The sequence below is a fragment of the Vreelandella venusta genome (assembly GCF_007989605.1).
GTDB lineage: Bacteria > Pseudomonadota > Gammaproteobacteria > Pseudomonadales > Halomonadaceae > Vreelandella > Vreelandella venusta.
Map to the genome: position 1 here is coordinate 350,824 of NZ_BJUL01000001.1, position 24,993 is coordinate 375,816.

Here is a 24,993-nt window from a genome sequence, read left to right on the forward strand (position 1 = left end):
GTGAGCTCAATTAACAGGGACGATCATGATTCGCAGCCTACTAACGACGCCAGAAGGTGACGTGCGCGAAGGCGATGAACGCCTCATCGATGACTGGCAAACAATACCCGGCAGCCACCTATGGATAGACATGAAAGGTGAGTCAGAGGAGTGTGAACGTCAGCTATTGGAAGGTTTTGATTGTCATCCAATGGCAATTCAAGATGCCCACAAAGAGCGTCATCCACCGAAAATTGAAGAGTTTGAGCATCATACCCTGATTATTTACCGAGGTATTTCATCGTTTGATGCTCAGCTAAACTTTGTGCCTCAGCAGGTATGCTTCTTTATTGGGGAGCGTTTTCTAATCACGCTGCACGCTGGTGAAGCGCTTAGTATTGAACGGCTCTTTAATGAGCACGGCAAAACGCTGCTGGCGTTATCTCCTGAGCGTGTTGCACTCAAAGTTATGTACACCTCGGCGGGTTTCTACATCGATAGCCTGTTGGAATTTGAAAGCGAGCTAAGCGACATAGAAGATGAGCTTTTGGAGGCTGGTAATGATGTGCTGATGCGGAAAATCACCACCTACCGTTCACGATTGGTAAAGATGCGCCGTATTTTTAGCTACCACAAAGGCATTACCCAAGAGCTTACTGCCTATGACTATGCTCATTTGCCCCGTGGAGAAAGTGAAACACTGCATGCTATTACTGACGTAGAAGAGCGCTTTGAACGCCTATATACACTGACACAAATGTACTATGACATTTGCGGCGATCTCGTTGATGGTTATATTTCGATTTCCTCTCACCAGTTAAATATCACCATGCGCTTATTAACGGTGATTACTGCCATATTTGTGCCACTGACGTTTATTGCCGGTATTTACGGCATGAACTTTGAGTACATGCCCGAGCTGCGCTATCAGTACGGATACTTTTTTGTCTGGGGAGCCATGCTGGGTGTCGGGGGTAGTTTAATCTGGCTATTTAAACGCAAAAACTGGTTCTAAACTTAAATAGCTGCTCGCCATCGGCGAAAAATTGATAGTTCGCCATGTGGTTTGAGCGCTAGTGTGGCATCCTCGCAGTCGACCAATGACCTGCAAATAACCTGAGAGCCACTTTTATGACCATCATGATTATTGGCCTGCTGATTTTTCTTGGCAGCCATTCTGTGCGTATCTTTGCTGAAGACTGGCGTCAGCGACAAATTGTTAACTACGGCGAAAATACCTGGAAGATTGCCTACTCCGTAGTGTCGGCAGTTGGACTGGCGATTGCTATTTACGGTTTTGGCCAAACGCGGCTAGATCCTATCTACGTTTGGCTTCCCCCCACGGGGTTACGCCATGCGGTAGCACTGCTGATGGTGCCTGCCTTTATTATGCTGGTGGCAGCCTATGTACCGCGTAATGCTATCAAAGCGAAGCTTGGTCATCCGATGGCGTTGGCCGTAAAAGTTTGGGCATTTTCACACTTGCTGGCCAATGGACGGCTTGGCGATATTGTCTTTTTTGCGGCATTTTTGGTGTGGGCTATTCTGGCCTTTAAGGCAGCCAAAAAGCGTGATCGCCTGCATCCCACTAATCCAGTACCCACCTCGACTCCCGCAACAATAGCCACCGTTGTGATTGGTTTAATAGCCTATGTTTTGTTCGCGCTTTACCTGCATGTGTTAGTTATTGGTGTACCTGTCTTTAGTTAGTGATTATTAATAAATATTAATGGCGTCAATGGGTTATGCTCGTTGGCGCCGTTTGTATTATGACTATTAAGCGGTGGCAAAAGTTTGCTATTGTCAGCTAGGTTCATCCAACATGTCATAAGGGAGAAATTTATGGCCGAAGCTGCACATCAAGTACCGAAAATGATGTCTGCCATGTTGTTAACAGGCCATGGCGACGTAGATAAATTGCAGTATCGGCAGGATGTCACTACCCCTAAACCAGGGGTGGGACAAGTGCTGGTTCAAGTAACCGCAACAGCCAAAAATAATACCGACCGGAAAGCGCGTGAAGGTCTTTACCCTACGAAAGGCAAAGAGGAAGTGACCTCGTTTGCGATGGGGGGATCGCCCACGCTGACGTTCCCTCGTATTCAAGGGGCTGATATTGCTGGACGTGTGGTGGCTGTAGGCGAGGGGGTGGATGCTGCTCGTATTGGAGAACGAGGCCTGCTCGATTTCAATATTTACGCTGATGAGCGCCGCGATATCAATCTGACGCCAGACTATTACGGCCATGGGGCTGATGGTGGCTATGCTGACTTTGTCGCCGTACCAGCCGATCAGTTTCACCATGTTCCCAACCCTGAACTGCGCGATGCAGAGCTTGCTGCGATGGGGATGTGCTCGTATCAGACGGCTTATCACATGATGACGTCTGCCAATGTTAGCGCGGGTGAACGTGTGTTAGTGACCGGCGCCAGTGGTGGTGTTGGAACGGCGTTAATTCAGCTTTGCCGCATTGTGGGCGCTATTCCTTACGCTGTCAGTCAGCCGGATAAGGCCGATGCGCTGTTAGCGTTGGGTGCCGAAGCCGTCATTGATCGAGGTGATTTGTCGACGTTTGTTGAGCGTGTATTGGCGACCACTGATGGTAAGCCGATTGATGCAGTGATGGACTTGGTCGGTGGGCAGATGACCGATCTGTTTATCGATACCATGATAGTTGATATGCAAGGTCGTAACAGTTATCCGCGGCTTTCCATTGCAGGCGCCAGTGGTGGCAATATCAGCGAGATTATGTGGACTCGCGTCTACTTGTACCAAGTGCAGATTTTCGGTGTTTCCCATGGCACTCGCGAAGAGGCTGAGCAACTGATTGAGTGGATTCGCAGTGGTGCGCTGAAGCCAGTACTACATGGGGCCTTTAAACTCTCAGATCTACATAACGCTGAACGCTACTTTGTAAATCGTGGCAGTAACTACTTGGGAAAAATAGTTATTGTTCCTGATGCGCAGTGGGAAACCCATGGTGCGCCGTTTGCCCTCACTACCGCCTAGGAGTAGTGCTAATGAAGAATCTGCATACGATTCAGCTGATGGATACCCATGCCGGTGGTGATGTTAGCCGTATTGTGACGGGAGGTATCGGCGTGCTTCCTGGTGCCACAGTACGCCAGCAAATGGAGTTTCTGCGTGATGATGCCGATGGTTTGCGACGGCTGTTGCTAGAAGAGCCGTATGGTATTCCTGAGATGTCGGTAGATCTGTTGGTGCCTCCCTCGCACCCGGAGGCCGTCGCGGGCTATATCATTATGGAAGTCATGGGGTACCCAATTTACTCGGGCTCTAACACGCTGTGTACCGCCACTGCGGTGTTGGAAAGTGGATTGGTGCCCAAGCGGGAAGGAATTCAACGCTTTAAACTAGAAGCACCCGCAGGCTTAGTGCAAATTGAAGCGAAGGTGTCCAATGGCGTGGTGGAGTCTGTTACCTGTGAAGGCCTACCAAGCTATATCGACACCTATCGCGACACGATTCAAGTTCCTGAACTAGGGACAGTGACCTACTCAGTCGCTTACAGCGGTGGCTTTTATGCCTTGGTAGATGCCGAGGAGTTGGGCTTCAAGCTAGTACGCAGTGAAGAGCAGGCGCTTGCCGCTTGTGCTTATAAAATTGTTGAGGCGATCCAAGCGCAGCGTGGCTATTCTCATTACACCCTGGGAGATGTAGGGCCACTGCCGTTTTTGCATTTTATGGGGCCGGAAGAGAAAGTGGCGGAAGGCTATATTCGCTCGCGTTCAACAACCTATGTACATCCCGGTGTTATTTGCCGTAGCACCACCGGCACAGGCACCTCTGCGCGGTTGGCGCTGATGAATTATGAAGGTCGGCTGGCAGTCGGTGATAAGTTAGAAACCGTGTCACTACGCGAAACGGGGTTTATTGGCACTTTCACCGGCACGCATCAAGAAGGCGCTTATCAGGTGGTGGAAAATACCACCACAGGCCGTAGCTATGTGTTGGCAGAATCAAAGGTTGTGATTAACTGCGACGATCCGATGGTGGCGTGTGGCGAACTGCATCATATTCTGAGTGACCGACATACACCAGAGAGCTAGTGCTCTTCCTGGCGTAATGTGTCGACATAGCCTGTTTGCTCAAGTCGCTCCCATACCGGGGTCTTCTCGGCCTCGGTCATACTTCCCCAACAGGCGATTTCATCTAGCGTTCGGCCGCAGCCTTGGCACAGTGAAGAGGCTGGATCAATGTTGCATACCTGAATACAGGGCGACAGCGGACGGGGAACGCAACGTGTAGGGGATGAGTCGCTGGACATGATGGCTAAGCTCAATGCAGTGGTGAGAAAACGGTGCTAGGCGAGCATACTTATTCTGCTTATCTCTTATGCGGCGCATAGCATACATTCAGTTCACGCCTTATGAGAGTGGCACTTTACCACGCAGCGACTTCGTTTTGCCTTTACGCGTTTTGTGGTCCACACGGCGTCGCTGTGAACCCTTAGTGGGCTTCGTTGGCCGCCGCACTTTCTGCTGCCTGCCCGCGCTTTGAATCAGTGCCTTTAAGCGTGCAAGAGCGTCCTCTTTGTTCAGTTCCAGGGTGCGGTAACTTTGCGCTTTGATAATCACCACGCCCTCTTTACTGATGCGTTGATCAGACAGCGCCATTAATCGCTCTTTGTAAATCGGCGGTAGCGTAGAGCGTTGAATATCAAAACGTAAATGCACTGCAGAGGCGACTTTGTTGACGTTTTGGCCACCCGAGCCTTGCGCTCTGATCTGACTAATATCAATTTCCCAGTCCGCTAGCGTCACGTTGTTTGAGATAGTGAGCATCCAGTTCCTTTATGTCGCGTGTAGCCCGTAAGGCTAGCATACTTAGTGCTAAACAGCCGACGTGGGGCGGGTTAAGGCAGGTGTTGGCATGTCCTCACGAGTACTATGCTCATTGGCTACCTTACGGGGCTGGTTGGGTTGCCCAGCCAGGGGCGCAACTTTAAAGTAGCTTGCTACTCTTTATAACCACTGCCATAGGAATACCCATGGATTACTTACTCGATGAACAACCTTTGAGTGCTGGTGTTATCTACCGTTTGCTGTCAGGCAGTGTCTGTCCCAGGCCAATTGCATGGGTGTCAACTCAAGATAAGGACGGCAATACAAACCTTGCACCGTTCTCTTTTTTTAACGTAGCCAGCGTTAATCCCCCCATCCTGGCTTTTTCACCGTTGCTTGATGGCAGTGGGCGGCCCAAAGATACGCTGCGCAATTTAACCGAACTAGCTGAATGCGTCGTGCATATAGGCAATGAAACCTTGATAGAAGCGCTCAACACGACCAGTGCGAGTGTTCCTCCCGAGCAAGACGAGTTCTTATTAGCGGGCCTAGAGAAGGCTGAAATGCCGGGAATCAGCGTGCCACGTATCGCAGGTGCCCCGGTCGCCTTTGGTTGCAAGCTGCGCGACTTAATTCGTTTCGGCGATCAGCCATTAGCGGGATCGTTAGTGCTTGCTGAGATTGTCGCTATGCATATTGATGATGCAATATGGGATGGTCGGCATATCAACATGGACATGCTAAAGCCAGTAGGGCGCCTGGCCGGCAGTGATTATGTACGCATCAGTGACCGGTTTGCTCTTGAGCGGCCTGCATAATCTAGCTAACCGATGTCATAAGCCTTGTCGTGAGTCGATGTAGTAGTGGCTTACTACCCGCTGCGAAGCTGCGCTTGCTACTCTCATTTAACACACCATTCGTGTGCTCTGTGCCTCGGCCAATAACGACAAGGAGAAGTGAGATGAGCAACAAACGAATTTTAATGATTACCGGCGATTTCACTGAAGATTATGAAACGATGGTGCCTTTCCAAGCACTGATGGCGGTTGGCCATCAAGTCGACGCGGTATGTCCCGACAAGGTCGCCGGTGATACCGTGGCAACGGCTATTCACGATTTTGAAGGTGATCAAACGTATACTGAAAAGCCCGGCCATCGTTTCGCTCTGAACGCTGATTTTGCCAACATTAACCCGGCTGACTACGACGCCTTAGTGATTCCTGGTGGCCGTGCACCGGAATACCTGCGCTTAAACCAGCAAGTACTGGCGATGGTGAAACACTTCTTTGAAACCCAGAAGCCGGTTGCTGCTATCTGTCATGGCGCCCAGTTACTGGCTGCCGCTAAGGTGCTAGAAGGCAAGCAGTGTTCCGCCTATCCGGCTTGCCAGCCAGAAGTGGAACTTGCCGGTGGCCACTTCGCAAACCTGGAAGTCACGGAAGCCGTGACGGATGGCAACTTGGTCACTGCACCCGCATGGCCCGCACACCCTGCATGGCTTGCCCAGTTTATGGCGCTCTTGGCTAAGTAGTACTGATAGGCTACCCCTTTTGCGCCCAGCGGTATCGAACTCAATACGGTTGGGCGCGTTGCCTGTTAACCACTATGCTAAAGAGCAGAATTTACGCTATAGCAGATCTTGCCTAGTAGCTTAATAGTAGAGTTTGATAGCGGAGAGGGCGTAACGATGTGCAAGCTGTTTATTGATGCCGACCCGGAGCTATGGCGTAGCGCCACACACTCGCTGCGCATTGATGGCATGGTGACCAGCGTTCGTATGGAGAACTACTTCTGGCACCTGCTGGAAGAGATGGCCCAACGCGATGGGATGAACACGGCCCAACTGATTACGCGGCTTTATCACGAGTCAATTGACGCCGGCCACGATCTAGGTAATTTCACCTCATTTTTGCGTGTCTGCGCGCTACGTTACCAAGCGCTACAGCTTAGCGGTGATATTCCAAAAAATGTAGACGTGGCGATTGGCTCGTTGGATGCGCAGCAAATTCTGAGCAGAGAAGCTGCCGCGCGTACTAACCAAATGCACTGAAAGAAATTATTGAAAGAAGTGCGCTGAAATTGACTCTCTTTTGTTAAATCGATCAATAGATGCAAGCCGCTTCAGATAAGGCCGTCATTCTAGCCGCTTAGCCAGGTTATCCAGGAAGGTCTCGATACGCAGCGCGTTGGTGCCGACATCGCTAGCTCCCAGGCGGGATGCTGAACGCATATCCACCTGCACGCTGTTTTGTTGCTCAGAGAGACGAATAATGACGTCATCTTCAAAGCCAAACCAATGGGTCGTGGCGGTTGCTTCGATAGTGTTCTCTGTTATCGCAGCGATCTGCCAGCCGGACGCTTCTACTTCTGCCTGAACTGCCGCAAGAACGGTCGCTTTAGGCGCTGTGGCTTGTAAAGGCCGCACATTTGGATAAGCATTTTGTTGCTGTCGCGCGGTGGCTTCGCCTGGGTAATCAACGGCATTTGGCGCTGCCTCGCGGGCATCTCTTAGCGCAACAAAGCCGGGTGGGTTTTGGGTGTCGGTGGTAATATCATGAATGGGCGGTGCTTGCTGTGCACGCTGCCATTGCTGCCACGGCATATATAACAAGGCAGCGGTTGCAACAATGACGAAAATAGCGACTACGCCAGCGCCCATGCGACGGGTAAAGGCGCTGATAAGCAGTAGCAAGATGCTGATTGCCACGGCTGCGGTTGCTGCATAGACACCGTTGCGCATCAGGTTGAAGGCGTCGCCCAGGCTAATCAACTCCCAGCGATAAGCGGGCCCCGCACCGACCATTAACAGCGCCGATGCTAGCAGTGCAATGACACCCAGCCAAGCCAGCAGCGTTGGCAACACTCCTCCTCTACGTGAACGTGCTGAGCGCTCCTTTGCCATAGTTATTCCCTCATTTTGAATACGATATTGACTCACTTAGCATAGATTGCGCGAGATCATCTGTCTTTGTTAGACGAGTAGGTTAAGACCAGCCATCCTACTATGCTGCTGTTAGCAGTAACGCAAGTATTTGCTGTGACGCAAATGGACGTCAGCTTTGACGATATGAGTTTTGACAATTTGAGAGGCTAAAGAAAGCATGACATTAGCGACTGCATTAGCACCCCCCTTGCGAGAGTTACTGGCGGCGACGCCGAGCAGTGCTTTACCAATGACCTATCAGCAAGCGGCGAATGCGCTAGGCCTTTCGCCACCTAAGACTATTCAACGGATCGCACAGGCACTTGAACAGCTAATGAGAGAAGACGCCGCCGCAGCAAAGCCTTTTATTGCAACGCTGGTGATTAGCCGAAGTGGCCAAGGGCTTCCAGCGGCAGGTTTTTTTGAGCTTGCCGTGGAATTAGGACGTTTTCCCTCAGCGCCTTCCCAGCAAGAAGCGTTTTACTATGCCGAACGCGAGCAAGCCATTAACGAATGGTGTCGTTCTTAGTTTTGAACAGAAAACAGTTTTGAGGAGAAATTAGCTTTGCGAAAACTCAATTTTTGCGCAGCGGGTTGAGCAAGTCGCTTAACCCATTGTGGTCAATTTCATGCATTAAATGCAGCAGCTGGCCAATTTCTCCTTTTGGAAATCCTTCCCGAGCAAACCAGTTCAAATAGGGACCGGGCAAATCGGCAATAAGCCAACCTTCGTATTTGCCAAAGGGCATAGTACGCGTGACCAGCTTCTCAAGGTCTTCGGGGTTCATGGGCTACATCTCCTTATCAATGGCGGTTGCACGTTGGCAGTTTAGAGCTGCTGTGATGATTCAGCCAGAAGCTGGGCAAACCCGCGGGCAGCTTCGCTTAGATGGCCAGTAGCGCGATGCACTAACCCAATATCGCGATGAAATGTATGCGCTTCTAACGAGATGGCGCGGACTGTTTGGGGCCAGCGCTTTAGCGCTATTGGCTGCGGCACTAAGGCAACACCCACGGCGTTACTCACCAGCTTTACAATGGCTTCAAGCTCGTCCAGCTCACACAAATCGTGAACTTGGCAGTGATTGTCCCTTAAAAAACGGTCTACCTGGCGTCCACCGAAAGAAGCGCGGTCGTAGCGAACAAACGGGTGTTGGGTTAGCAGCGTCCGCCAGCAATCACCAGCTAACTCCTGCGGGACAAGCAAGCGAAACGGCTCGTGGGCAAGGGGCGTCCAGCGTAGATCGCTATGCAGTGAAAAAGGTGGCCGAATAATAACAGCCATATCCAGTTCACCCGCATCTACCTGGTTCATTAGGTCCATGGAAAGACCCGGCACAATGCGGGTGCGACACTCGGCAAACTGCTGATGAAAGCGCGCCACAATATCCGGCAAGACGGTACGCTGGATAGAGGCGATAGCGCCAATAGTGACACGACTACCAGCCCCTTGGCCTGACGGTGAAACGCCCAATGTGGCGTATAACGCTAACAAGCTTTGGGCCTGAAGCAACGTCTCTTCGCCCCGCTGGGTAAGCACCGCGGTTCGGCCGCTACGTTCGAATAGCACAATGCCCAGGGTCTCTTCCAGGCGCTTCATTTGAGCACTTACCGCGGCTTGGGTGAGACCAACTTGGAGGCCTGCTGCCGCAAATGTACCGTACTGTGCCACGGCGACTAGTGTTTTAAGTTCTCGTATCATTCGTTGTTGCTTTTATAAGAGCTGTCATAAGGAAACTCATAAAAAATATTTGTGAATGGATCAAAAAACTATTGATTTTATTTTTACATAGCGCGACCTAGGATGGCTATACAGTAGCCAAGTTATACGGCTACCCCTTGCCAATAACGCAACGAACAAAAGCGCTGCAACAGGAGATAACCATGAGTCTTTCCCCGTTTCATCTCGCCATTCCTGTTTACGATGTTGCCCTAGCCAGAACGTTTTATAACGATGTATTTGGCCTGGAAGAAGGGCGCTCGAGCGACCATTGGGTCGACTTTAACTTTTTCGGCCACCAGTTGGTGATTCACGAACATCCGAAAACACCTGGCCAACAGAGCGCTCACACTAACCCGGTTGATGGCCATAACGTGCCGGTGCCGCACTTTGGCGTGATTCTAGAATGGGATGAGTGGGAAGCCTTGGCCGAGCGCTTAAAAGCGCGCAATACCGATTTCGTGATTGCGCCATACATTCGCTTTAAAGGTGAAGTCGGTGAGCAAGCCACTATGTTCTTGCTCGATCCTTGTGGTAACGCCCTGGAGTTCAAAGCGTTTAAAGACCAGGGCCAGATTTTTGCCAAGTAAACGTGCGCTAGGAAAACCGCTCAACAAGGCCGCGTTAGCGAATATGGTTAGGCGCGCTGTGATAATCGACTAGCTGCGTTGCTTGGTTCACGCGGCTCTTGGGCAATAAAAGCGGCTGCGCCTTAGTTAGGCGCAGCCGCTTAAAATACTGCAGAAGCGTTGTTAGCTATCGAAACTATCACATGTGGGCAGAAACCCGCAGTCTGACGTAGTCGGCTGTCCAGTTGCCTTGCCCATCACTAAGACTGTGAGAGAGCAGTTTAATCGTATTATCAATAATGGCGGCTTGCAGGTCTTCCTCTAAGCCGTGCAAAAACGGGCTTGCAAAGGTTTCGAGCCATCCAGCAATACCCGTGGGTAGTGGTGTAGGGCGAGGGATTAGTTCGATAGAGTCAACATGAAAGCCCGCAGTTTGCAGTAGATTTGTGTACTCTTCCGGGGTGGGAAAGTACCAAGGATGGCGGCCGCGTGAGCTAATGCCGCGAAACTGAAGCGAGGCAATAAGCGCCGTACAAATAGCGGCCACGTTGCCATGCCCCCCAAACTCTGCAACAAAACGCCCACCGGGCTTTAGTGCGCGTTTTACGCCAGCCAGTACCGTTTGCGGGTCCAGCATCCAGTGTAGCGCCGCGTTGCTGAATACCGCATCAAACTCTTTGTCAAAGGGTAACTGGTGTCCATCGACAACCCTCGCAGTTACCCCGCGCTGTTGAGCGGCAGCGACCATCTCTGCGGAGGCATCGACACCCAGTACATCGGCACCTAATTGCATAATGCGCTCGGTAAGCGCGCCATCACCACAGCCAAGATCCAGGATGCGCTGTCCGGGCTGTGGTGCTAAAAGCTTCATTACATCGCTTCCCAATTTGGGAACAAAATTCGCGTGTTCCGCGTAGTGGCTGGCGTTCCATTCCTGCCCTTGCGGTGTGAGAGGGGCGTTCGACATATCGGCTTCCTAGCGGCGTTATTTATTTTAGGGGGGACCCAGTGGCTTCATTTAGTATAGCTTGCTATCAATAGCATGCGTTAAGCCTGAACTCAGGAATAAATGCATGGAACCAAGGCACTTTAGTTGTCATATCCGTTATATCAAGTATTAAGAGGCGAGACGAAATGAATGATGTTATCAAACTGCTTCAAGCTCACCGTTCTATCCGTAAGTTTACCGACCAGAAAATTTCGCGCGGGCTACTGTTAGAACTCATCAAAGCGGGCCAGGCCGCAGCGACATCAAGCCATGTGCAAGCCTACACCATTATTAATGTCACCGACTCAGCGAATCGCGAAAAAATTGCGGAATACGCTGGTGGTCAAAGCTATGTCGCCAGTAGCGCGGTGTTTTTAGTATTTTGTGCGGATATGAAGCGCCCGACAGAGGCATCTGAACGGACAGGTGCCAACGTTGAACGAGGTATGACAGAACAGCTATTGGTTGCCACTGTTGATACTGCGCTAGTGGCACAAAACGTTGCAGTGGCGGCCGAGTCGGAAGGGCTTGGGATTTGTTATATCGGTGGTATCCGCAATAATCCTCAGGCGATCAGCGAACTTTTACACTTACCTGAGCATGTTTATCCGGTGTTTGGTATGTGCCTTGGCTATCCGGCTCATAACCCTGAGGTTAAGCCGCGTCTACCAGTAGAGGCTATTCTCAAGGAAGATACTTACCGTGAAGATATTGAGCAAGTTGAGGCATTTGACAGCACTATGCAGGCTTACTACCAAACCCGCAGCACGGGCAACAAAACGACTGATTGGTCGCATAATCTAACGCCGCTGTTCGATTCAAAGCTGCGTCCCCACATGCGTGACTTTTTAGTTAAGCGTGGTTTTGAAATGAAGTAACCAATGGAGTGAGTGTGAAGTAGGTCATCAGCGTGGGGTAAGGCGTTTAAAAGAGCAGGTTTCTTGCGCTGCACGATAATCGCGTTCATCAATACTGGTTGCATGCCAAAAGTAGTGCCGATAACAATAAAAGGAGCTATTGATGAATCTTCAGCGCGCTTACTACCTGCTAGCAGCTTTTTACAGCCTGTTTCCATTTATCGGGCTAGTGGCCATTTTCTCTGGTGGGGGGACGCCGCTGGCGGTGGCTCACCTCACGCTGGGAGGGCTTGCCGTGATAGGGCTGTGGGGCTACGTATTGAAACGTGGGTTTATGAACCCCCGCATGTGGCAGCCCTTAGCCGTGGTACTTGCTGTTATGGCGGCAGGTCAGATGCTGGTGATCTTCATCTTTCCCGTTTCCAACATTGCACTTACCTGGATGCTGACAAGCAGTATCTTCTCAGTGATGCTAACCATAGTGCTGTTTCACTATGGAGAACGTGATCAGCCGCTGTGGGCAACGCCTGTAGAGGCTGACGCTGCAAAGCAGCTTACAAAATTGCTTGATAGTGCTTCGCCTTTATCTGCTGTTCACTACGAAGGTGAACAAGAAAATAGCGTTAACGTTACTAAAATAGGCAGCCAATACCATGCCAAAGTGACGCGGCGTGGCAAAAATGGGCAAGAGACATTTGAGCGCTACTTTCAGTACCCTGAAACACTGGTGTTTTTTTTGGAAAAATTCGCCAGCATTTCAGTTCAGGATTTTCGGCAAACAGCGCTTTCTTAAGTCGTTTAACGAGCTAGATTTAAAAAATGCGTTAAGAAATAAATGTGTGAGCGATCTGAGGCTTTAATGTTTCTGCGATATGTTCGTATAACGGAATCAGACGCTCACTCATCTCTTTTTTCGCCACATGATAGTCAATGTAGTAAGCATGGCGAGTACCGTGATACACAATCGGCTCACTTACTTTGGTAAACTTAAAGCCTGATATCGCCAATAAACGGGGAAGGCGAGGCTCCATCATTGCAAAAACATGCCTGCGATTAGTTAAACCAACGATAGAGTAAGTACATAAAAAAAGACCCAGGGCGACAAGTGAGAACGTCTTTGCCTCATCTTGTGAAAATAAGACAACTTCTTTATCTGCGGCTTCTTCTGGAGTGGTAGATTTTCGTGTTCTGAAATTTTTAGAAATAGCTAACCGTGATACTTCACACGTTTCAAGAGGCGGTAGCTTAAATGGCGTTAATGTCGCATGGTTTAGTAACTGCTCCCCTTGGTTTTGAACAGGCAACTGATCAGCAGGGTGTGTGTTACCGGAAAAGGGCATGACTAATCGTACGCATCCTGCAAGAATGCCACTCCGTTTATGTTCTATAAGGCAATGAACCGAGTAATTATCGTACTCATCGGACTCATACAGATGCGCCTCATCTTCATGCATTTCGTAGTTGAATTCTTTTAAAAATACATCGTGCCGTAGCCGGAAGGCGCGCCGTTTTTGGTCGTCGGTGTTAGCAATAAAAAAATGATATTCGTCGATAAATTTGTCAATCATCCCCTTATGATTACTTTTATCGTCAAACTCACTTCCTTGGGTGGTTTTCCCTGCTAGCATCTGTTGCTTCCTTCTGAGTGCGGCTGCTTACCGAAGTCGAATTTTTTCAGGCTTCCCTAGATGATAGCCCTGTCCATACTGAATGCCATAAGAAAGCAGAACAGGTACCAGTGCTTCTTGGTCTACAAATTCCGCAATAGTCTGCTTACCGAAGCCTCTTGATATATCGGCAATTGCTTTGACAAGCGTGTGGCTATCCGTATCGATAAGTAGGCTGCGAATAAATGAGCCATCAATTTTAATATAGTCCACCGGGAGCTGGCTAAGGTAGTGAAAGCTGCTAAATCCAATCCCGAAGTCATCGAGTGCTGTTCGGCAACCTAAATCCCTGACGGCTTGCAGCACGTTGCGCGCTGTTGAGAAATCTGTAATAGCTGCCGTCTCTGTTACTTCTAAAATGAGATGATGGGGGTCAGCACCACAGGTTTTTAATTGATCTGCCAGAAACTGTTTTAAACCTAGATCATGTAAAGACTGGCCTGATAAATTGACGGCCAACGATAAGCCCTCTTTTTGTAGCGTCGCCAGTGCAGCTAGGCTATGGCGTAGTACCCAACGGTCAACTTGAATAATTAAACCGCTTTGCTCTGCAACAGGTATAAATTGTGCCGGAGAGACTAAGCTACCATCGTCATTGCGCATACGAAGCAATACTTCGTAATGCTTAATATCGCGGTCTTTCAGCCGCACAATGGGCTGCGCCCACAGTTCAAATTCATCGTTTTCTAGTGCTTTGTGCAGCCGCTCTACCCAATAGACGCGTTCTTGAAGCTCATCTTTAGCATTTTCCGCCTGCTTGAGAAGGTACCAATGCTGATTGCCACTCTCTTTTGCTTTGTACATGGCCATATCAGCGCTAGCTAACAGGTCAGCAGGTGTCTGCCCATTAACAGGGAACAGCGCGATACCAATGCTGGCAGAAACATGGTGCTTTCTTCCTGCGGCTGAGAAGCTAAGGCCGTCCAGCAATTGAGCAATGTATTCAGCCACATTAATTGCTTGTTCGCTGCTAATATCTTCTAGCAGTAGGGCAAACTCATCACCACCGAGGCGGGCAATAATGCTTCGCTGACTGAGATTTAAAAACAGCGTATCAGCAACTTCTCGTAATAGGCGGTCGCCGACATGGTGGCCACTCAGTTCATTGATCTCTTTAAACTGGTTTAAGTCTAGTAGTAATACAGCGCCTTTGGCTTGATTAGCGATAGTGCGCTTCAAAGCATCTTGGAAATAGCGGCGATTATAGAGTTCCGTTAATGGGTCGTGTTCCGCAAGCCACGTTAAACGCGCCTCAGCAGCCTTACGCTCGGTGATGTCTAGCCCAACGGATATCTTCGAAGCATTGTGGTTGTTACTGTTCGTCAAGAAAGCGTGATACCAAACGACGGTAAAAGAGCGTTTATCCTGAGTTTGAAATGTCTTTTCTTCCTGGCTGGAAGTACTGAGGCGATTCACGGTACTGCCATGAGCATTACTGTTACAGTTGGCTTCATCCGCAGTATTGCTGGGCGATGCCAGGTACGCATTGTGATCAAAGATGTCAGAGAAGTGGCGCCCAATAATATCTGCGTCTTTTAGCCCTAACCTTTCTAGCGTGTAGCCATTAATCAGTTGAATACGCCCAGCACTATTTTGAACAACAATAAAGACTTGTGCGGTATTGAGCAGACTATTTACAAAATCACGCTCTTTGGCTAGCTCATCTACGCGTTCGGCTAGCTGTCCGCTATGCTCTTGGACACTCTGTTCCAGTGCTTCTAACTGGTGGGAAAGCTCCCGGGTTGAATCTTCCAACCTATCAATTTCATTAGAAAAATGCCGCCTTGGTAATGGGAGTTTATCCCTTACACGACGAAATTCACCGTTTGCCAGTGCGGGCAATAGACCAGCGACTCGCCTTAGCCGAGCCATGGGACCCAAGAGGATAATCAACAGTAATAGTTCGGCAGCTAACCAGCCGACCAAGCCCACCACAAGTAGTGTTTTCGTTGCTGTACGAATAGCGACGATCTGAGAAGTGATATCTGAAATAAGTAGGAAGTACCCAGTGCTGCGCCAGTCGGCGTCTTCCTCCATGTACACGGCACTTAATTCAAAATACCGGCCCATGTATTCAAGGCTGAAAGGCATATGAGCCAATTGATTCAGAAAGACGTCTTGAGATGCTCGTTGAAGTATCGAAAGCGTCTGGTCGCGGTTTGTCAGCGCTAGAATATGGCCGTTCCAATCTGCCAGTAAAAGCGCCTCGGCGGGAGGGGAACCCGTCATGCGTCCGGTCACCATCAGCGCTATTTCGCTATTGGAGACCTCTTTAGCTTGCCGCGTAACATCGGCAAGTGAGCGCGATAGCACTACCATTCCGATGCTAGCGCCATCCACAAGAACAGGAACCGCAGCAAACTGTTGGCATGTTACGGCGCAACGTAGTGTGGTAATGGGGGACTCTGTGGTTAGTACACTGCTTATCCAGCCTTGAATGGGCAGATCAACCGGCGGATCACTGGCACCTGAGTAACCCACTCTTGCTCCTTGGGTATTAAAAACAAAGATTTCATCAATCCCCGCTTCTAATTGCAGAGAAGGCCACTGTGCTCTGAGCACATTAGCTAGCTCGTCCTGGTTATTCTCTTGTAGTGCGCTTCCAAGCTCAGGCGCCGCAGCGGTTAAACCCGCCAACTGGCGTAAGTTATCCGCTGAGCGCTGCATTGCTAAGCGGATCTCGCGCTGCTGCCGCTCATGGCTTTCTATCCGGCTACTTTCTAACTGTTGAGTGAGCTGGTGTTGACCTAACCAGATAAAGAGTGCCACAAGCGCGAGCAGTAATAGACTGCTCAGCGCGATAACACGCCAAGTCAAACTAAGCCGGTAGCGCGCTTTGGAGAACGAACGTGTGGGCATCTACATATCTCGCTTAAAAGCGCAGTGAAAGCTGGAAGAGCAGCATATTCCAGTGTCGGCTTGTTTCTGACGCATCCGCATCTTTATGTAAGGGTAGCCAACCAGTACCGTCCACATGATGATATTCACCTGCCAACATTAGGTTAGGTCTGGGTGTCCACTGAACGCCAAAGGTAACGTCATCAGCAAATTGGGAATGGGCAGGGCCCAAACCACTTTGTGCGTATTGAGTACCTGAGCGGTCACTTCGGTCGTTTACTAAACGATCGAAGCGAATTAACCACTGCCAATCATTGTCCATACGGCGCGTATATTGCACATACCAGCTTTCACCGGTTTTTTTATTATCGATGGCGGGATTAAAGCCATCTAGTTCAATTGTTCTCAGTGCATACTCAGAGGTTAAGCTCCACAGCTCGTCATTGTATTGCAATGAAAATACCCAAGGCTGAAACTGAAAGCTGCCATTAGTTAGTGGAGCTTGAGCGCCTTCATAGTCAGCGTTAGCACTCGCGGTGCTGAGTGCCATTAGAAAGTGTCCGCTGTTGTCTTCATAGCGAATTTGGCCAATTGCAGAAGAGCCCGCTTGTAACGATCCTGGAAAACGATTAAACCCCAGTGCTTGATCTACATCACCTTCTATACGTGTTTTACCAACGCCTGCTTGAAAGCGAAAAACGCCTGACGGGGTTCTCTCTTCATGATAAATACTGGCGCCATCGCCAGCTATTCCCAACGATCGAGTGCGGTCAAAATAGATTGATTGCGGCAACAGGATGCTAGGGCGCGTGAAAGCGACGTCACGCGTTTGGTTATACAGGCCGAAGGGATTTTTAAATCTACCTAACTGAAGGCCAAGCGTACGTTGCTGGTTGGAGACCATCTGATAATCCACTACGCCATAATCTAGCGTTGGGGCCGCATCGCTGGTTTCACCACCGGCGCGACGGCTAAGTACCTGAGCGGCCACCAGCACATTGCGGTGAGGGCGGATAGAGGCGTTAACACCTATTTCGGTATACTCCAAACTTCCTGCATTCTCGCTGCTGCGACCGAAGAAATCGTTATCATTGGTAATGATAAGCGCTTGGCTCAGGAAACCATGCACTTGTAGAGTGTCGAGAACGTTGTCGTTTGCCCAGGCTGACGAGTAAACAGGCAGTGCTAGCAAGCTTGTGAGTACGGCTGCAGTGGGCCTGCGGGTAACGGAAAAATGTTCATTCCATTGAAATAACTTGGACATTTTCATCCAGATACTCCCTTTCAAGGTATCCCAGCGCGCCAGGAGTATTCGCAATCTTCTCACGCATTTCGAACTGATCAGCAACGCGGTTAGGCGCTTGCCCCATGCCAGAAAACACCATGCGATCCCATGCCAGTTGTAGCTGATGTGGATAAACGGCGAGCTGCTCTTTAGTGAAACGCGCATGGACAGGATCTCGGTTTGGCAACACGAATACCTGTACGGCATCGCCGTCCGGCCATGTACGTTGTCGCATAGCAAATATCGCCCGTGTTGTATCACGGTTTAACCATTGCGTGGCTACTGCTGGGTGCGCTACTAGAAGTATGGTTGCGTCTTGATCAACGGACTGTGCATGGGTTTGTCCGGCAAGAAGCAAAGCCAGTGCTAACCCAGTAAGGCCCCGTGTGATTTGTTGGCAAACGGTGTGTATCAAGCAAAGAGACGGCATAGCGCGAGTCTTTTCCATCGCTTGCTGAACGCCCAACCCATGCAGCATGCCAGTTGTGCCAGCATGCTATACGTGTGTGAAATGATGACGTTTACTCCTCTTCAGCCTTTAGAGGCAAACTATTGTTTGATAAATATTTTGGGTGACGGCAGATAAATTTTTGGACCTCGGCTCGCTAGCGGTAAGTCGAAACTGCACAGTTTTTAAACCCTACATCAATTTTGTTGATCTTACCTACATCACAATCAACAAAATTATATAAAACTAAAGTATATATCGTCTGATAGTGCCCCATCGCAAGGTTGATTGACGATGACACACGAGGCCTGTGTTTGAAACACTAAATACACCCGTTCAATAGACCCACTTCTCGATAGTTAAGCTGTGGCTAATTGCTATCAAGGTGGGAAATAGGGGAGCGATTACATCACGACCAACTAAAACGCCCGGCCAGAGCCGAGCGTAAAAGTGACGAGCTAGTGATGGGCTAGTTCGCGAGTTCCAGAAGCCGGTCAGTGTAGTCGGTAAACAAACCGTTGACGCCCCAGTCCCGCAAACGCTCCATCTCATCAGTTTCATTGATGGTGTAAACGTGAACGGAAAGGCCGTTTTCTTGAGCTTGGCTAATAAACTCAGCATCAATAACGTCTTCGCCGTTATAGGTTACATTTGTGCCGATACCCACCGCGTACTCTTTAATAGCCTGAAAATCTTCGTCAGTGGTATCTGCTGGCGCAGGAGTAACCCCTGTCCACTCTACTAAACGATCATTATCTTCTGCGCTGGGTGAGTACCAAACCAACTGGATGAGGGGAATATGTTTATTAAGCTCATGTAGTTTGAGTAGGCTACCCTGCTCAAACGATTGCACCAGCACACGACCATTTTCAATCATGTCGTGCTCTTCAAGTGCCTCCACCAAGGCTTCTTCTAAACCAGGGTTTAAGAGAGGGGACTTGGTTTCAATGTAGTAACGAGCCTCGTGACCAAAGCGCTCAAATAGCTCTTCCAGAGTGAGTATCTGCGCTCCTGCAAATGCCGAGTCTGCCTTATCGGCATTGGCGTCGTTGAACCAGGTGCCGGTATCAAGCGCCTTTAGTTCTTCTAGCGTGTAAGCATTGATACTACCTTCGCCGTCACTGGTGCGGTCGACGGTATCATCATGGAATACCACTAACTCACCATCAGCGCTAAGTTGAACATCGACTTCTAGGTAATCAGCTCCCCACTCATGGGCCAGTTCATAAGCTGCCATGGTGCTTTCCGGTGCATGTCCGCTGGCACCGCGATGCGCGATTACCTGGAACGACTCCAGATCCTTTAGCTGCTGCTCCAGTGGCGTTGTCTCTGCGAGTGCAGTGGACGTAGTAGCACCAGCAAAAAGACCCAGAGATAGCACGGTAACCAACGGATAACGTTGCATATAAAACCCTTAATTGAACAATTGTTCAATTATCCTACATGCCCGTAAGCGTAAATGCCAAACTGAGCATACCCTCCCAAGGTTTTATGGTAAGTCGCTTAGCGCAGCTAGGCGGCTTATAAAATAAGTTGCAGAAAGCCACTGTTAATACGCACAGATAATGCACACAGAGCAGGTATAGACACCTGCCTCGTCTAGTTTAGATTGTTTAGATAGTGGCATTGCGGTGGAGGTTATCCACGAGTATCTGCGCTTCTTTACGCGACGTTAAGCGTACAAACTGAATATGGGCGTAGCGTGGATCAATCATATCGGCGAAGTAACGTTTGCGGTTTTGATGCCATGTTTTAAGCGACCAGAGCAATACTGAATTACGGCTTAAAAATGTTTGGCGAAAGCTTTCGCGGTTTCCTGTGCCGGGCCAGATCTCTTCTTTGCTAATAATGCGCTTTATCGCTCGTGAGCAGGCTTGGCTGAAGACACGCCAGAAGGGGAAATCGATCCACACCACCATATCGACATCGCGCCACTTAATTGGCCGCGTGCGATCAAAGTTGCCATCCAATACCCACCCTTGGGTGGAGACTGACAGTGCCTCCTCCAGCTTAGCGAAAAAAACATCGTCGGGTGTGCCTTCCCAGTTAGCGCGCCAAAACAGCTGATCAAGCTGAATGTAGGACGTATCCAGCGCTACTGAGAGCTGTTTTGCCAGTGTGCTTTTGCCACTACCACTAGTGCCGACCACATTGATTTTCATGGGGGTATCTCCTGGGCGGCGCAGTAGTTTAAAGAGTGTTCTAAACACGGGCAAGTGCACTTGAGAAAAGAAACTCAAAGGCTCACAGTGAGTTACCAACATTTGGGACCTGCTAAGCGGCTTTTTCAGGATGTCGCTCTATAAAGGTTGGATGACTCAAAAACGCCTGCAATTACCGATAAGAGGCCATTCAAGAAGAGCAATGACGACGATGCTAGTCGTTGGCACATACTCCCGGTATGACTAACCAGGAGTATGTGCTGCCAGGAGTATGTGCTGCCAGGAGTATGTGCTGCTGGATGGAAGGCGCTCAATCGATGAGATTGTTTGAGGAAATTGTTTGAAGAAACTGTTTGAGGCAATTGCTCCTTCGTTGGGCTAGAGCAATCGTTACTGGGTGCCTCTAACCCACCCAGCCCAACAGTTGCCACCAAAGGTAGTCTAATGGCATCAATAGTAAGATCGTTATTAGCGCTAATGGAATGATGATTTTCAACAATTGGCTCAGAGGCTCTTTAGATAGCTGCATGGCCATAATCAAGGGCGCCACCTGATAAGGAAAGATGACGGTGGAAAAACCTACCACTTGAGTCATTAGCACCGTAGAAAGTGGGAGTTCTGAAGCAGCGGCGAATTCGCTGGCCATGGGAGTTAGTATGGTCGCTACATTGGGTGTGGTGGCGACTACTCCAGTCAAGGTGGCCATCAATGAAAGCGACATAAAGTCCCAGAAGGGGCTACTGTTGCTCGTCTCCAGCAGTTGACCAAACTCTTTGCCCATTACATTGCCAATCCCCGAAACATTTACCAGTGTTCCCACCCCCAACGCGGCGGCCACAAATACCACGGTGCCAAAATCTGTCGCTCCATTGAATGATTTCGGGGCCATGACACCGACTTTTGGCATCATTAGCACCACCGCTGCCATCAGTCCTACCCACGCCGGGTTCACGCCGTGTAGCGTATCGGTTACCCAAAACAGCAACGTAATGCCGAGTATGACAGCCACTTTTTTTTGCTGTGTCGCATCGCCGGAAAATTTGGTTTCAGCGACGGCTTGCTTAAACTGTGGGTCAATACGGGCTGGAAATACCACTATTACCAGCGCTACGATTAATAGCGCTTTTAGCACTCCCAAAATAGGAAAGTGCAGAAGTAGATACTCCGCATAGCCAAAATGAATGCCATATAGACTTTCACTTGCACCTGCCAAAATCATATTAGGGAGGTTGGATGGAAGTACCGCAAAACTTGGCATGTTACAAGCGGCAGCAAGAGCGGTTGCTACGCCCAGCCGGCCAGCGCTGCCCGGCTCAAAGCCCACTCGTTCAGCCAATGCTAAACCAATAGGAATCAATACCACTGCTCGACCCGCTGAAGAGGGCATCACAAAGCCTAATGCTACGGCGGTTAACACTAATCCCCCAATCAGCCGTGGATAGCTTGCCGTTAGAAGCGGTGCCAATACGGCCGCTAGTCGATCGCCAAGTTTGCTTGATGTAATGGCAGAACCAATTACAAACCCGGAAATAACCATCCACACGGCTGTTGAGCCAAACCCGGCGAATAGTTGCTCCGGCGCTAGCAGACCAAAGACACTAACCAGCGCGAAAAAGATCAGGCCAGTCAGAAATGGGGGGAGTATCCCGGTACTCCACAGCACCAGCGTGAGCAGTACCATGCCAGCGCTGTAAGAAAATGCCGCTGGATTGCCCGTTAAGGGAAAAAATGCCAATAACAAAGCCACCAATAAAGCCGCTGCTGTTATTGCGTGGGAAAAGCGAAGTGAACGGAGCATGAAGGGGGTCCTGGTGGCGATGAACTCAATTGCGCGGTGCGCGCAGCTGGACCTACAATAGCGCTTGCATGCTGACGTTTTGAGGGCAAGATATGACAATAAATAGCGATAAGGCGACAATGTCGCCACCCAGTGATATAGCGTTTGTCCTCGATCCTAGTCGCCCTGTATTGACTCGCGCTCGCAGTATGCAGGCTGAAACCGGGGTATTGCCGCACGCTCACCCACGCGGGCAATTGCTATGGGCTAAACACGGCGTGCTGCGTGTTACCAGTGAACAAGCGGTGTGGGTTGTACCCTCTACTCACGGCGTGTGGATACCCAGTGACTGTCTCCACCAAGTGAGTTGTGAAACGCTGGTGGAAACCCGCAACCTCTACATTGATCCTACTTGTAGGGCACGTGATCAGGACACCCAGGTGGTGATGGTGGCGATGAGCACGTTGATGCGCGAGATTGTGCTAAGGCTAAACGATTCCCTAAAGTGTCGCGACGGCGATGCCAGCACGACGCGCCTAGGTCTAGCCGCTATTGATGAGCTAAATAGTCTACCCGCTGAGAATTTGTCGCTACCTGCTGGGGCTGACCCGCGGTTGCGACGTATCATCAGCCACATGGTCAACCATCCGGATAATCGCCACACATTAGCTGAGCTGGCGGGCCTTGCCGGGGCGAGTGTACGAACGCTAGAAAGACTATTTAAGTCCGACACCGGGCTGACCTTTCGCCAATGGCGTACCCGCTTCAAGTTGATGAACGCGCTTGAAGCCCTGGATAGAGGCGAAAGCTCAACCGCAGTGGCCTATACGGTAGGCTATAAAAGCGTCAGCAGTTTTGTGGCTGCCTTCAAAACGGAGTTTGGCTATACACCTCAAGTCCGCGCCCGCTGCCAATAATGCGGCGATTAGGCGTTAGTTGACTCATGCATTAACCCCTTTCATGCCTTCCGGCGTGTAGCGCTCACCGATGATCGGAATGCGAGCGGTGGCTGCTTCTAACTGGCGTTGTTCATTCAGGGTCAGAGTGATAGCCGTTGCAGCTGCATTCTCTTCAAGATAACGCAGCCGCTTAGTTCCTGGAATTGGCACGATATTGGGGCCTTTAGACAGTAGCCAGGCGAGCGAAAGCTGTGCGGGTGTGCAGCCTTTGTCGGCGGCCACTTGACCAATCACGTCGGCGATTCGGCGGTTGGTACTTATGGCTTGATCTGAAAAGCGCGGCAAGTTAGGACGGAAATCACCTTCTTCGAAATCCGTCGTGTCCTGAAATCTTCCCGTTAAAAACCCCCGGCCTAATGGCGAGTAGGGCACAAAACCGATGCCTAGCTCTTGGCAGGTAGGGAGCACCGCTTGCTCTACGTCGCGTGTCCAAAGCGAATACTCGGTTTGGACGGCGGTAATCGGATGCACTGCATGGGCGCGGCGCAAGGTGTCAGCGCTGACCTCGCACAGGCCGATATGGGCAATTTTTCCCTCTTTGACTAGCTGGGTGAGTCCTTCCATGGTCTCTTCAATAGGCACATCCGGGCTTACGCGATGGACGTAGTAGAGATCGATTTGCTCGACCCCTAACCGTCGCAGCGATGCCTCGCAGGCCTTGCGCGCATACTCGGCGCTGTTGTCCAGGCGTCGTTGATACTCACCGGGCTTGCGCACAATGCCAAACTTGGTTGCGATACGCACTTGCGGCTTATGCTTAGCCAGAAAGCGGCCAATCAGTTCTTCGTTATGGTGCGGTCCGTACATATCTGCCGTATCAAAAAAGTTGATGCCCAGCTCCACTGCCTGCGCCAGTACGCGTAGCGATTCACTGTCATCCCGGGGGCCGTAGAATTCGCTCATGCCCATGCAGCCCAGGCCAATGGCGGAAATAGAAAGGTCGGTGCCAAGTGTACGTTGTTGCATGCTGTCTCTCCGTGAACCGTTCTTGAGTAGCGGAGTGACAGCGTGGCACTATCCCATAATGAAAAAAATGAACGAGTTCGATAAGCCATTTTCCGATTTTGAAAAACAGATGCCCCGTGGGTGGGTGTGGGATGACACCCGCGCCTTTTTGGCTGTGGCTCGTCACGGCACGCTGAGTGGTGCCGCCGCGGAACTGCATTTGGGCATTGCAACGCTCTCCCGACGTATTGAACGGCTGGAAAAAGCGCTGCAGCTACCGCTATTTGTGCGCCAACAGTCGGGCTACCAACTGACCGAGGAAGGAGCAGGGCTGGTCGAGAAAGCTGAAGCACTGGAAGCGGCTGCGATGGCGTTTACCACCGATGTTTCCCGCCACTCACAGCTGACTGGTAGAGTGCGTTTGGCTACCGCAGAGAATTTGGCAACGGCATTGATTCTACCTGCGCTTGCGCAATTTCAGCGTCAGTACCCTGGTATTACGCTTGAGCTAGTGACGGATATCTCGACGGCCAATCTACACCGTCGTGATGCTGATTTAGCCCTCAGAATGGTCAAACCTGAGCGCGGTAATGTCACCCTTCGCCGCTTGGGTTCCTTAGGCTATGGGCTTTACGCTAGCTCAGCCTATGCGGCGCAGCGTAAAACAGCGCTTGATACTGGCGACTACGACATGGATGCTTTTATCACCTGGGGGGAGGCGCAGGCCCATCTGCCTGCAGCACAGTGGATCGAGCGCGTTCTACAAGGGCGAGAGCCAGCGTTAACCACTACCTCTTTGGCAACTCAAGTCGCCGCAGCTAAAGCAGGGCTAGGTATTGCAGTACTACCGCACTTTTTGGCTCAGGAAGCTGGATTAGTCTGTATTGCTTCTGATCTTGGCGTGGATCAGCCTATTTACCTCGTTATCCAAACAGACCTGACGCAGTCACGCCGAACCCGTGCTGTGGCGGACTTTCTTATTGATCTAGTCGCTAGTAACCACGCTCGCTTGAGCATGGGCTGAGAAGCGGAGAGGTATGACTCTAATTGATGCCATCAACGCCAATGCCC

27 protein-coding genes are annotated in these 24,993 nt (G+C 50.4%); 13 read left to right on the forward strand and 14 right to left on the reverse strand.

All coding sequences use genetic code 11. The features are described 5' to 3' along the window. Positions 1-25: 25 nt before the first annotated feature. The 4 genes from HVE01_RS01645 to HVE01_RS01660 all read left to right on the forward strand — a co-directional run bounded on the left by HVE01_RS01645 (position 26) and on the right by HVE01_RS01660 (position 4,049). Entirely contained in the window at positions 26-994 is a 969-nt protein-coding gene (locus HVE01_RS01645) for a magnesium transporter CorA family protein (RefSeq protein WP_125750464.1), read from the forward strand. Positions 995-1,110: 116 nt separating this feature from the next. Next, entirely contained in the window at positions 1,111-1,689 is a 579-nt protein-coding gene (locus HVE01_RS01650) for an NnrU family protein (protein ID WP_125750461.1), read from the forward strand. A 132-nt stretch (positions 1,690-1,821) separates the two neighbouring features. Further along, the gene (locus HVE01_RS01655; RefSeq protein WP_125750458.1) at positions 1,822-2,988 is read left to right on the forward strand and encodes a zinc-binding dehydrogenase; all 1,167 of its coding nucleotides are present in this window, start codon (positions 1,822-1,824) and stop codon (positions 2,986-2,988) included. An 11-nt stretch (positions 2,989-2,999) separates the two neighbouring features. Continuing rightward, positions 3,000-4,049: a proline racemase family protein gene (locus HVE01_RS01660; RefSeq protein ID WP_125750455.1), complete on the forward strand. Its 1,050-nt coding sequence runs from the start codon at positions 3,000-3,002 to the stop codon at positions 4,047-4,049. Here the strand turns inward: HVE01_RS01660 and HVE01_RS01665 are convergent. After that, complete coding sequence (locus HVE01_RS01665; protein ID WP_125750452.1) at positions 4,046-4,267, reverse strand: DUF1289 domain-containing protein; 222 nt, start codon at positions 4,265-4,267, stop codon at positions 4,046-4,048. The two genes, HVE01_RS01660 and HVE01_RS01665, sit on opposite strands and share 4 nt — an antisense overlap. A 100-nt stretch (positions 4,268-4,367) precedes the next feature. Beyond that, on the reverse strand, positions 4,368-4,784 hold the full coding sequence (gene arfB / locus HVE01_RS01670) for an alternative ribosome rescue aminoacyl-tRNA hydrolase ArfB (protein ID WP_146942029.1): 417 nt from the start codon (positions 4,782-4,784) through the stop codon (positions 4,368-4,370). A 206-nt stretch (positions 4,785-4,990) separates the two neighbouring features. Between arfB and HVE01_RS01675 the strand changes: the two genes are divergently transcribed. The 3 genes from HVE01_RS01675 to HVE01_RS01685 all read left to right on the forward strand — a co-directional run bounded on the left by HVE01_RS01675 (position 4,991) and on the right by HVE01_RS01685 (position 6,834). Further along, entirely contained in the window at positions 4,991-5,602 is a 612-nt protein-coding gene (locus HVE01_RS01675; RefSeq protein WP_125750447.1) for a flavin reductase family protein, read from the forward strand. A 143-nt stretch (positions 5,603-5,745) separates the two neighbouring features. Continuing rightward, positions 5,746-6,315: a DJ-1/PfpI family protein gene (locus HVE01_RS01680; RefSeq protein WP_146942031.1), complete on the forward strand. Its 570-nt coding sequence runs from the start codon at positions 5,746-5,748 to the stop codon at positions 6,313-6,315. A gap of 156 nt (positions 6,316-6,471) precedes the next feature. Further along, positions 6,472-6,834 (forward strand): ribbon-helix-helix domain-containing protein, encoded by a 363-nt coding sequence (locus HVE01_RS01685; RefSeq protein ID WP_125750441.1) that lies wholly within the window; start codon positions 6,472-6,474, stop codon positions 6,832-6,834. 84 nt (positions 6,835-6,918) lie between these two features. On the opposite strand, the gene HVE01_RS01690 is transcribed toward HVE01_RS01685, so the two are convergent. Beyond that, positions 6,919-7,686: a DUF1499 domain-containing protein gene (locus HVE01_RS01690; RefSeq protein ID WP_146942033.1), complete on the reverse strand. Its 768-nt coding sequence runs from the start codon at positions 7,684-7,686 to the stop codon at positions 6,919-6,921. Between the two features lie 199 nt (positions 7,687-7,885). Here HVE01_RS01690 and HVE01_RS01695 point away from each other — a divergent pair, with 199 nt between their 5' ends. Further along, positions 7,886-8,236, forward strand: a complete 351-nt coding sequence (locus tag HVE01_RS01695; RefSeq protein ID WP_146942035.1) for a hypothetical protein — start codon at positions 7,886-7,888, stop codon at positions 8,234-8,236. A 46-nt stretch (positions 8,237-8,282) separates the two neighbouring features. Here HVE01_RS01695 and HVE01_RS01700 read toward each other — a convergent pair whose 3' ends face one another. Together HVE01_RS01700 and HVE01_RS01705 are read right to left on the reverse strand one after the other, a co-directional pair. Further along, positions 8,283-8,495, reverse strand: coding sequence for a DUF3820 family protein (locus HVE01_RS01700; RefSeq protein WP_038477229.1), 213 nt, complete (start codon positions 8,493-8,495; stop codon positions 8,283-8,285). 41 nt (positions 8,496-8,536) lie between these two features. Further along, positions 8,537-9,409, reverse strand: a complete 873-nt coding sequence (locus HVE01_RS01705) for a LysR family transcriptional regulator (RefSeq protein WP_125750432.1) — start codon at positions 9,407-9,409, stop codon at positions 8,537-8,539. Between the two features lie 182 nt (positions 9,410-9,591). Between HVE01_RS01705 and HVE01_RS01710 the strand changes: the two genes are divergently transcribed. Continuing rightward, positions 9,592-10,017, forward strand: coding sequence for a VOC family protein (locus HVE01_RS01710; protein WP_146942037.1), 426 nt, complete (start codon positions 9,592-9,594; stop codon positions 10,015-10,017). A gap of 178 nt (positions 10,018-10,195) precedes the next feature. Here HVE01_RS01710 and HVE01_RS01715 read toward each other — a convergent pair whose 3' ends face one another. Continuing rightward, complete coding sequence (locus HVE01_RS01715; protein ID WP_146942039.1) at positions 10,196-10,963, reverse strand: class I SAM-dependent methyltransferase; 768 nt, start codon at positions 10,961-10,963, stop codon at positions 10,196-10,198. 167 nt (positions 10,964-11,130) lie between these two features. Between HVE01_RS01715 and nfsA the strand changes: the two genes are divergently transcribed. Together nfsA and HVE01_RS01725 are read left to right on the forward strand one after the other, a co-directional pair. After that, on the forward strand, positions 11,131-11,862 hold the full coding sequence (gene nfsA, locus HVE01_RS01720; protein WP_125750422.1) for an oxygen-insensitive NADPH nitroreductase: 732 nt from the start codon (positions 11,131-11,133) through the stop codon (positions 11,860-11,862). Positions 11,863-12,004: 142 nt separating this feature from the next. After that, complete coding sequence (locus HVE01_RS01725) at positions 12,005-12,634, forward strand: hypothetical protein (protein ID WP_146942041.1); 630 nt, start codon at positions 12,005-12,007, stop codon at positions 12,632-12,634. A 31-nt stretch (positions 12,635-12,665) separates the two neighbouring features. On the opposite strand, the gene HVE01_RS01730 is transcribed toward HVE01_RS01725, so the two are convergent. The 7 genes from HVE01_RS01730 to HVE01_RS01760 form a co-directional block, all read right to left on the reverse strand. After that, positions 12,666-13,469 carry a PEP-CTERM/exosortase system-associated acyltransferase gene (locus HVE01_RS01730; RefSeq protein ID WP_146942043.1) on the reverse strand — a complete coding sequence of 268 codons (804 nt, stop codon included), beginning with the start codon at positions 13,467-13,469 and terminating at the stop codon, positions 12,666-12,668. Positions 13,470-13,496: 27 nt separating this feature from the next. Beyond that, positions 13,497-16,367: a bifunctional diguanylate cyclase/phosphodiesterase gene (locus HVE01_RS01735; protein ID WP_146942045.1), complete on the reverse strand. Its 2,871-nt coding sequence runs from the start codon at positions 16,365-16,367 to the stop codon at positions 13,497-13,499. Between the two features lie 13 nt (positions 16,368-16,380). Then, positions 16,381-17,616, reverse strand: coding sequence for a hypothetical protein (locus tag HVE01_RS01740; protein ID WP_198350368.1), 1,236 nt, complete (start codon positions 17,614-17,616; stop codon positions 16,381-16,383). Then, on the reverse strand, positions 17,585-17,866 hold the full coding sequence (locus HVE01_RS01745; RefSeq protein ID WP_232060242.1) for a hypothetical protein: 282 nt from the start codon (positions 17,864-17,866) through the stop codon (positions 17,585-17,587). The genes HVE01_RS01740 and HVE01_RS01745 overlap by 32 nt, the downstream gene beginning before the upstream one ends. A 682-nt stretch (positions 17,867-18,548) precedes the next feature. After that, the gene (locus tag HVE01_RS01750) at positions 18,549-19,484 is read right to left on the reverse strand and encodes a glycerophosphodiester phosphodiesterase family protein (protein ID WP_146942047.1); all 936 of its coding nucleotides are present in this window, start codon (positions 19,482-19,484) and stop codon (positions 18,549-18,551) included. 208 nt (positions 19,485-19,692) lie between these two features. Then, positions 19,693-20,241, reverse strand: a complete 549-nt coding sequence (locus HVE01_RS01755) for a P-loop NTPase family protein (RefSeq protein WP_125750406.1) — start codon at positions 20,239-20,241, stop codon at positions 19,693-19,695. Positions 20,242-20,644: 403 nt separating this feature from the next. Next, positions 20,645-22,039: an SLC13 family permease gene (locus HVE01_RS01760; RefSeq protein ID WP_125750403.1), complete on the reverse strand. Its 1,395-nt coding sequence runs from the start codon at positions 22,037-22,039 to the stop codon at positions 20,645-20,647. Between the two features lie 92 nt (positions 22,040-22,131). Here HVE01_RS01760 and HVE01_RS01765 point away from each other — a divergent pair, with 92 nt between their 5' ends. Next, complete coding sequence (locus tag HVE01_RS01765; protein WP_125750400.1) at positions 22,132-22,935, forward strand: AraC family transcriptional regulator; 804 nt, start codon at positions 22,132-22,134, stop codon at positions 22,933-22,935. Positions 22,936-22,959: 24 nt separating this feature from the next. Here HVE01_RS01765 and HVE01_RS01770 read toward each other — a convergent pair whose 3' ends face one another. Further along, complete coding sequence (locus tag HVE01_RS01770) at positions 22,960-23,943, reverse strand: aldo/keto reductase (protein ID WP_146942049.1); 984 nt, start codon at positions 23,941-23,943, stop codon at positions 22,960-22,962. Positions 23,944-24,010: 67 nt separating this feature from the next. Here HVE01_RS01770 and HVE01_RS01775 point away from each other — a divergent pair, with 67 nt between their 5' ends. Then, positions 24,011-24,946, forward strand: coding sequence for a LysR family transcriptional regulator (locus HVE01_RS01775; protein WP_422822477.1), 936 nt, complete (start codon positions 24,011-24,013; stop codon positions 24,944-24,946). Positions 24,947-24,993: the final 47 nt, after the last annotated feature.

Bases quoted from the DNA above. Each gene is read 5' to 3' on its own strand.
- HVE01_RS01645 (WP_125750464.1), top strand. From the start codon at position 26: ATGATTCGCAGCCTACTAACGACGCCAGAAGGTGACGTGCGCGAAGGC.
- HVE01_RS01650 (WP_125750461.1), top strand. From the start codon at position 1,111: ATGACCATCATGATTATTGGCCTGCTGATTTTTCTTGGCAGCCATTCT.
- HVE01_RS01655 (WP_125750458.1), top strand. From the start codon at position 1,822: ATGGCCGAAGCTGCACATCAAGTACCGAAAATGATGTCTGCCATGTTG.
- HVE01_RS01660 (WP_125750455.1), top strand. From the start codon at position 3,000: ATGAAGAATCTGCATACGATTCAGCTGATGGATACCCATGCCGGTGGT.
- HVE01_RS01665 (WP_125750452.1), bottom strand. From the start codon at position 4,267: ATGTCCAGCGACTCATCCCCTACACGTTGCGTTCCCCGTCCGCTGTCG.
- arfB (WP_146942029.1), bottom strand. From the start codon at position 4,784: ATGCTCACTATCTCAAACAACGTGACGCTAGCGGACTGGGAAATTGAT.
- HVE01_RS01675 (WP_125750447.1), top strand. From the start codon at position 4,991: ATGGATTACTTACTCGATGAACAACCTTTGAGTGCTGGTGTTATCTAC.
- HVE01_RS01680 (WP_146942031.1), top strand. From the start codon at position 5,746: ATGAGCAACAAACGAATTTTAATGATTACCGGCGATTTCACTGAAGAT.
- HVE01_RS01685 (WP_125750441.1), top strand. From the start codon at position 6,472: ATGTGCAAGCTGTTTATTGATGCCGACCCGGAGCTATGGCGTAGCGCC.
- HVE01_RS01690 (WP_146942033.1), bottom strand. From the start codon at position 7,686: ATGGCAAAGGAGCGCTCAGCACGTTCACGTAGAGGAGGAGTGTTGCCA.
- HVE01_RS01695 (WP_146942035.1), top strand. From the start codon at position 7,886: ATGACATTAGCGACTGCATTAGCACCCCCCTTGCGAGAGTTACTGGCG.
- HVE01_RS01700 (WP_038477229.1), bottom strand. From the start codon at position 8,495: ATGAACCCCGAAGACCTTGAGAAGCTGGTCACGCGTACTATGCCCTTT.
- HVE01_RS01705 (WP_125750432.1), bottom strand. From the start codon at position 9,409: ATGATACGAGAACTTAAAACACTAGTCGCCGTGGCACAGTACGGTACA.
- HVE01_RS01710 (WP_146942037.1), top strand. From the start codon at position 9,592: ATGAGTCTTTCCCCGTTTCATCTCGCCATTCCTGTTTACGATGTTGCC.
- HVE01_RS01715 (WP_146942039.1), bottom strand. From the start codon at position 10,963: ATGTCGAACGCCCCTCTCACACCGCAAGGGCAGGAATGGAACGCCAGC.
- nfsA (WP_125750422.1), top strand. From the start codon at position 11,131: ATGAATGATGTTATCAAACTGCTTCAAGCTCACCGTTCTATCCGTAAG.
- HVE01_RS01725 (WP_146942041.1), top strand. From the start codon at position 12,005: ATGAATCTTCAGCGCGCTTACTACCTGCTAGCAGCTTTTTACAGCCTG.
- HVE01_RS01730 (WP_146942043.1), bottom strand. From the start codon at position 13,469: ATGCTAGCAGGGAAAACCACCCAAGGAAGTGAGTTTGACGATAAAAGT.
- HVE01_RS01735 (WP_146942045.1), bottom strand. From the start codon at position 16,367: ATGCCCACACGTTCGTTCTCCAAAGCGCGCTACCGGCTTAGTTTGACT.
- HVE01_RS01740 (WP_198350368.1), bottom strand. From the start codon at position 17,616: ATGAAAATGTCCAAGTTATTTCAATGGAATGAACATTTTTCCGTTACC.
- HVE01_RS01745 (WP_232060242.1), bottom strand. From the start codon at position 17,866: ATGCGACAACGTACATGGCCGGACGGCGATGCCGTACAGGTATTCGTG.
- HVE01_RS01750 (WP_146942047.1), bottom strand. From the start codon at position 19,484: ATGCAACGTTATCCGTTGGTTACCGTGCTATCTCTGGGTCTTTTTGCT.
- HVE01_RS01755 (WP_125750406.1), bottom strand. From the start codon at position 20,241: ATGAAAATCAATGTGGTCGGCACTAGTGGTAGTGGCAAAAGCACACTG.
- HVE01_RS01760 (WP_125750403.1), bottom strand. From the start codon at position 22,039: ATGCTCCGTTCACTTCGCTTTTCCCACGCAATAACAGCAGCGGCTTTA.
- HVE01_RS01765 (WP_125750400.1), top strand. From the start codon at position 22,132: ATGACAATAAATAGCGATAAGGCGACAATGTCGCCACCCAGTGATATA.
- HVE01_RS01770 (WP_146942049.1), bottom strand. From the start codon at position 23,943: ATGCAACAACGTACACTTGGCACCGACCTTTCTATTTCCGCCATTGGC.
- HVE01_RS01775 (WP_422822477.1), top strand. From the start codon at position 24,011: ATGAACGAGTTCGATAAGCCATTTTCCGATTTTGAAAAACAGATGCCC.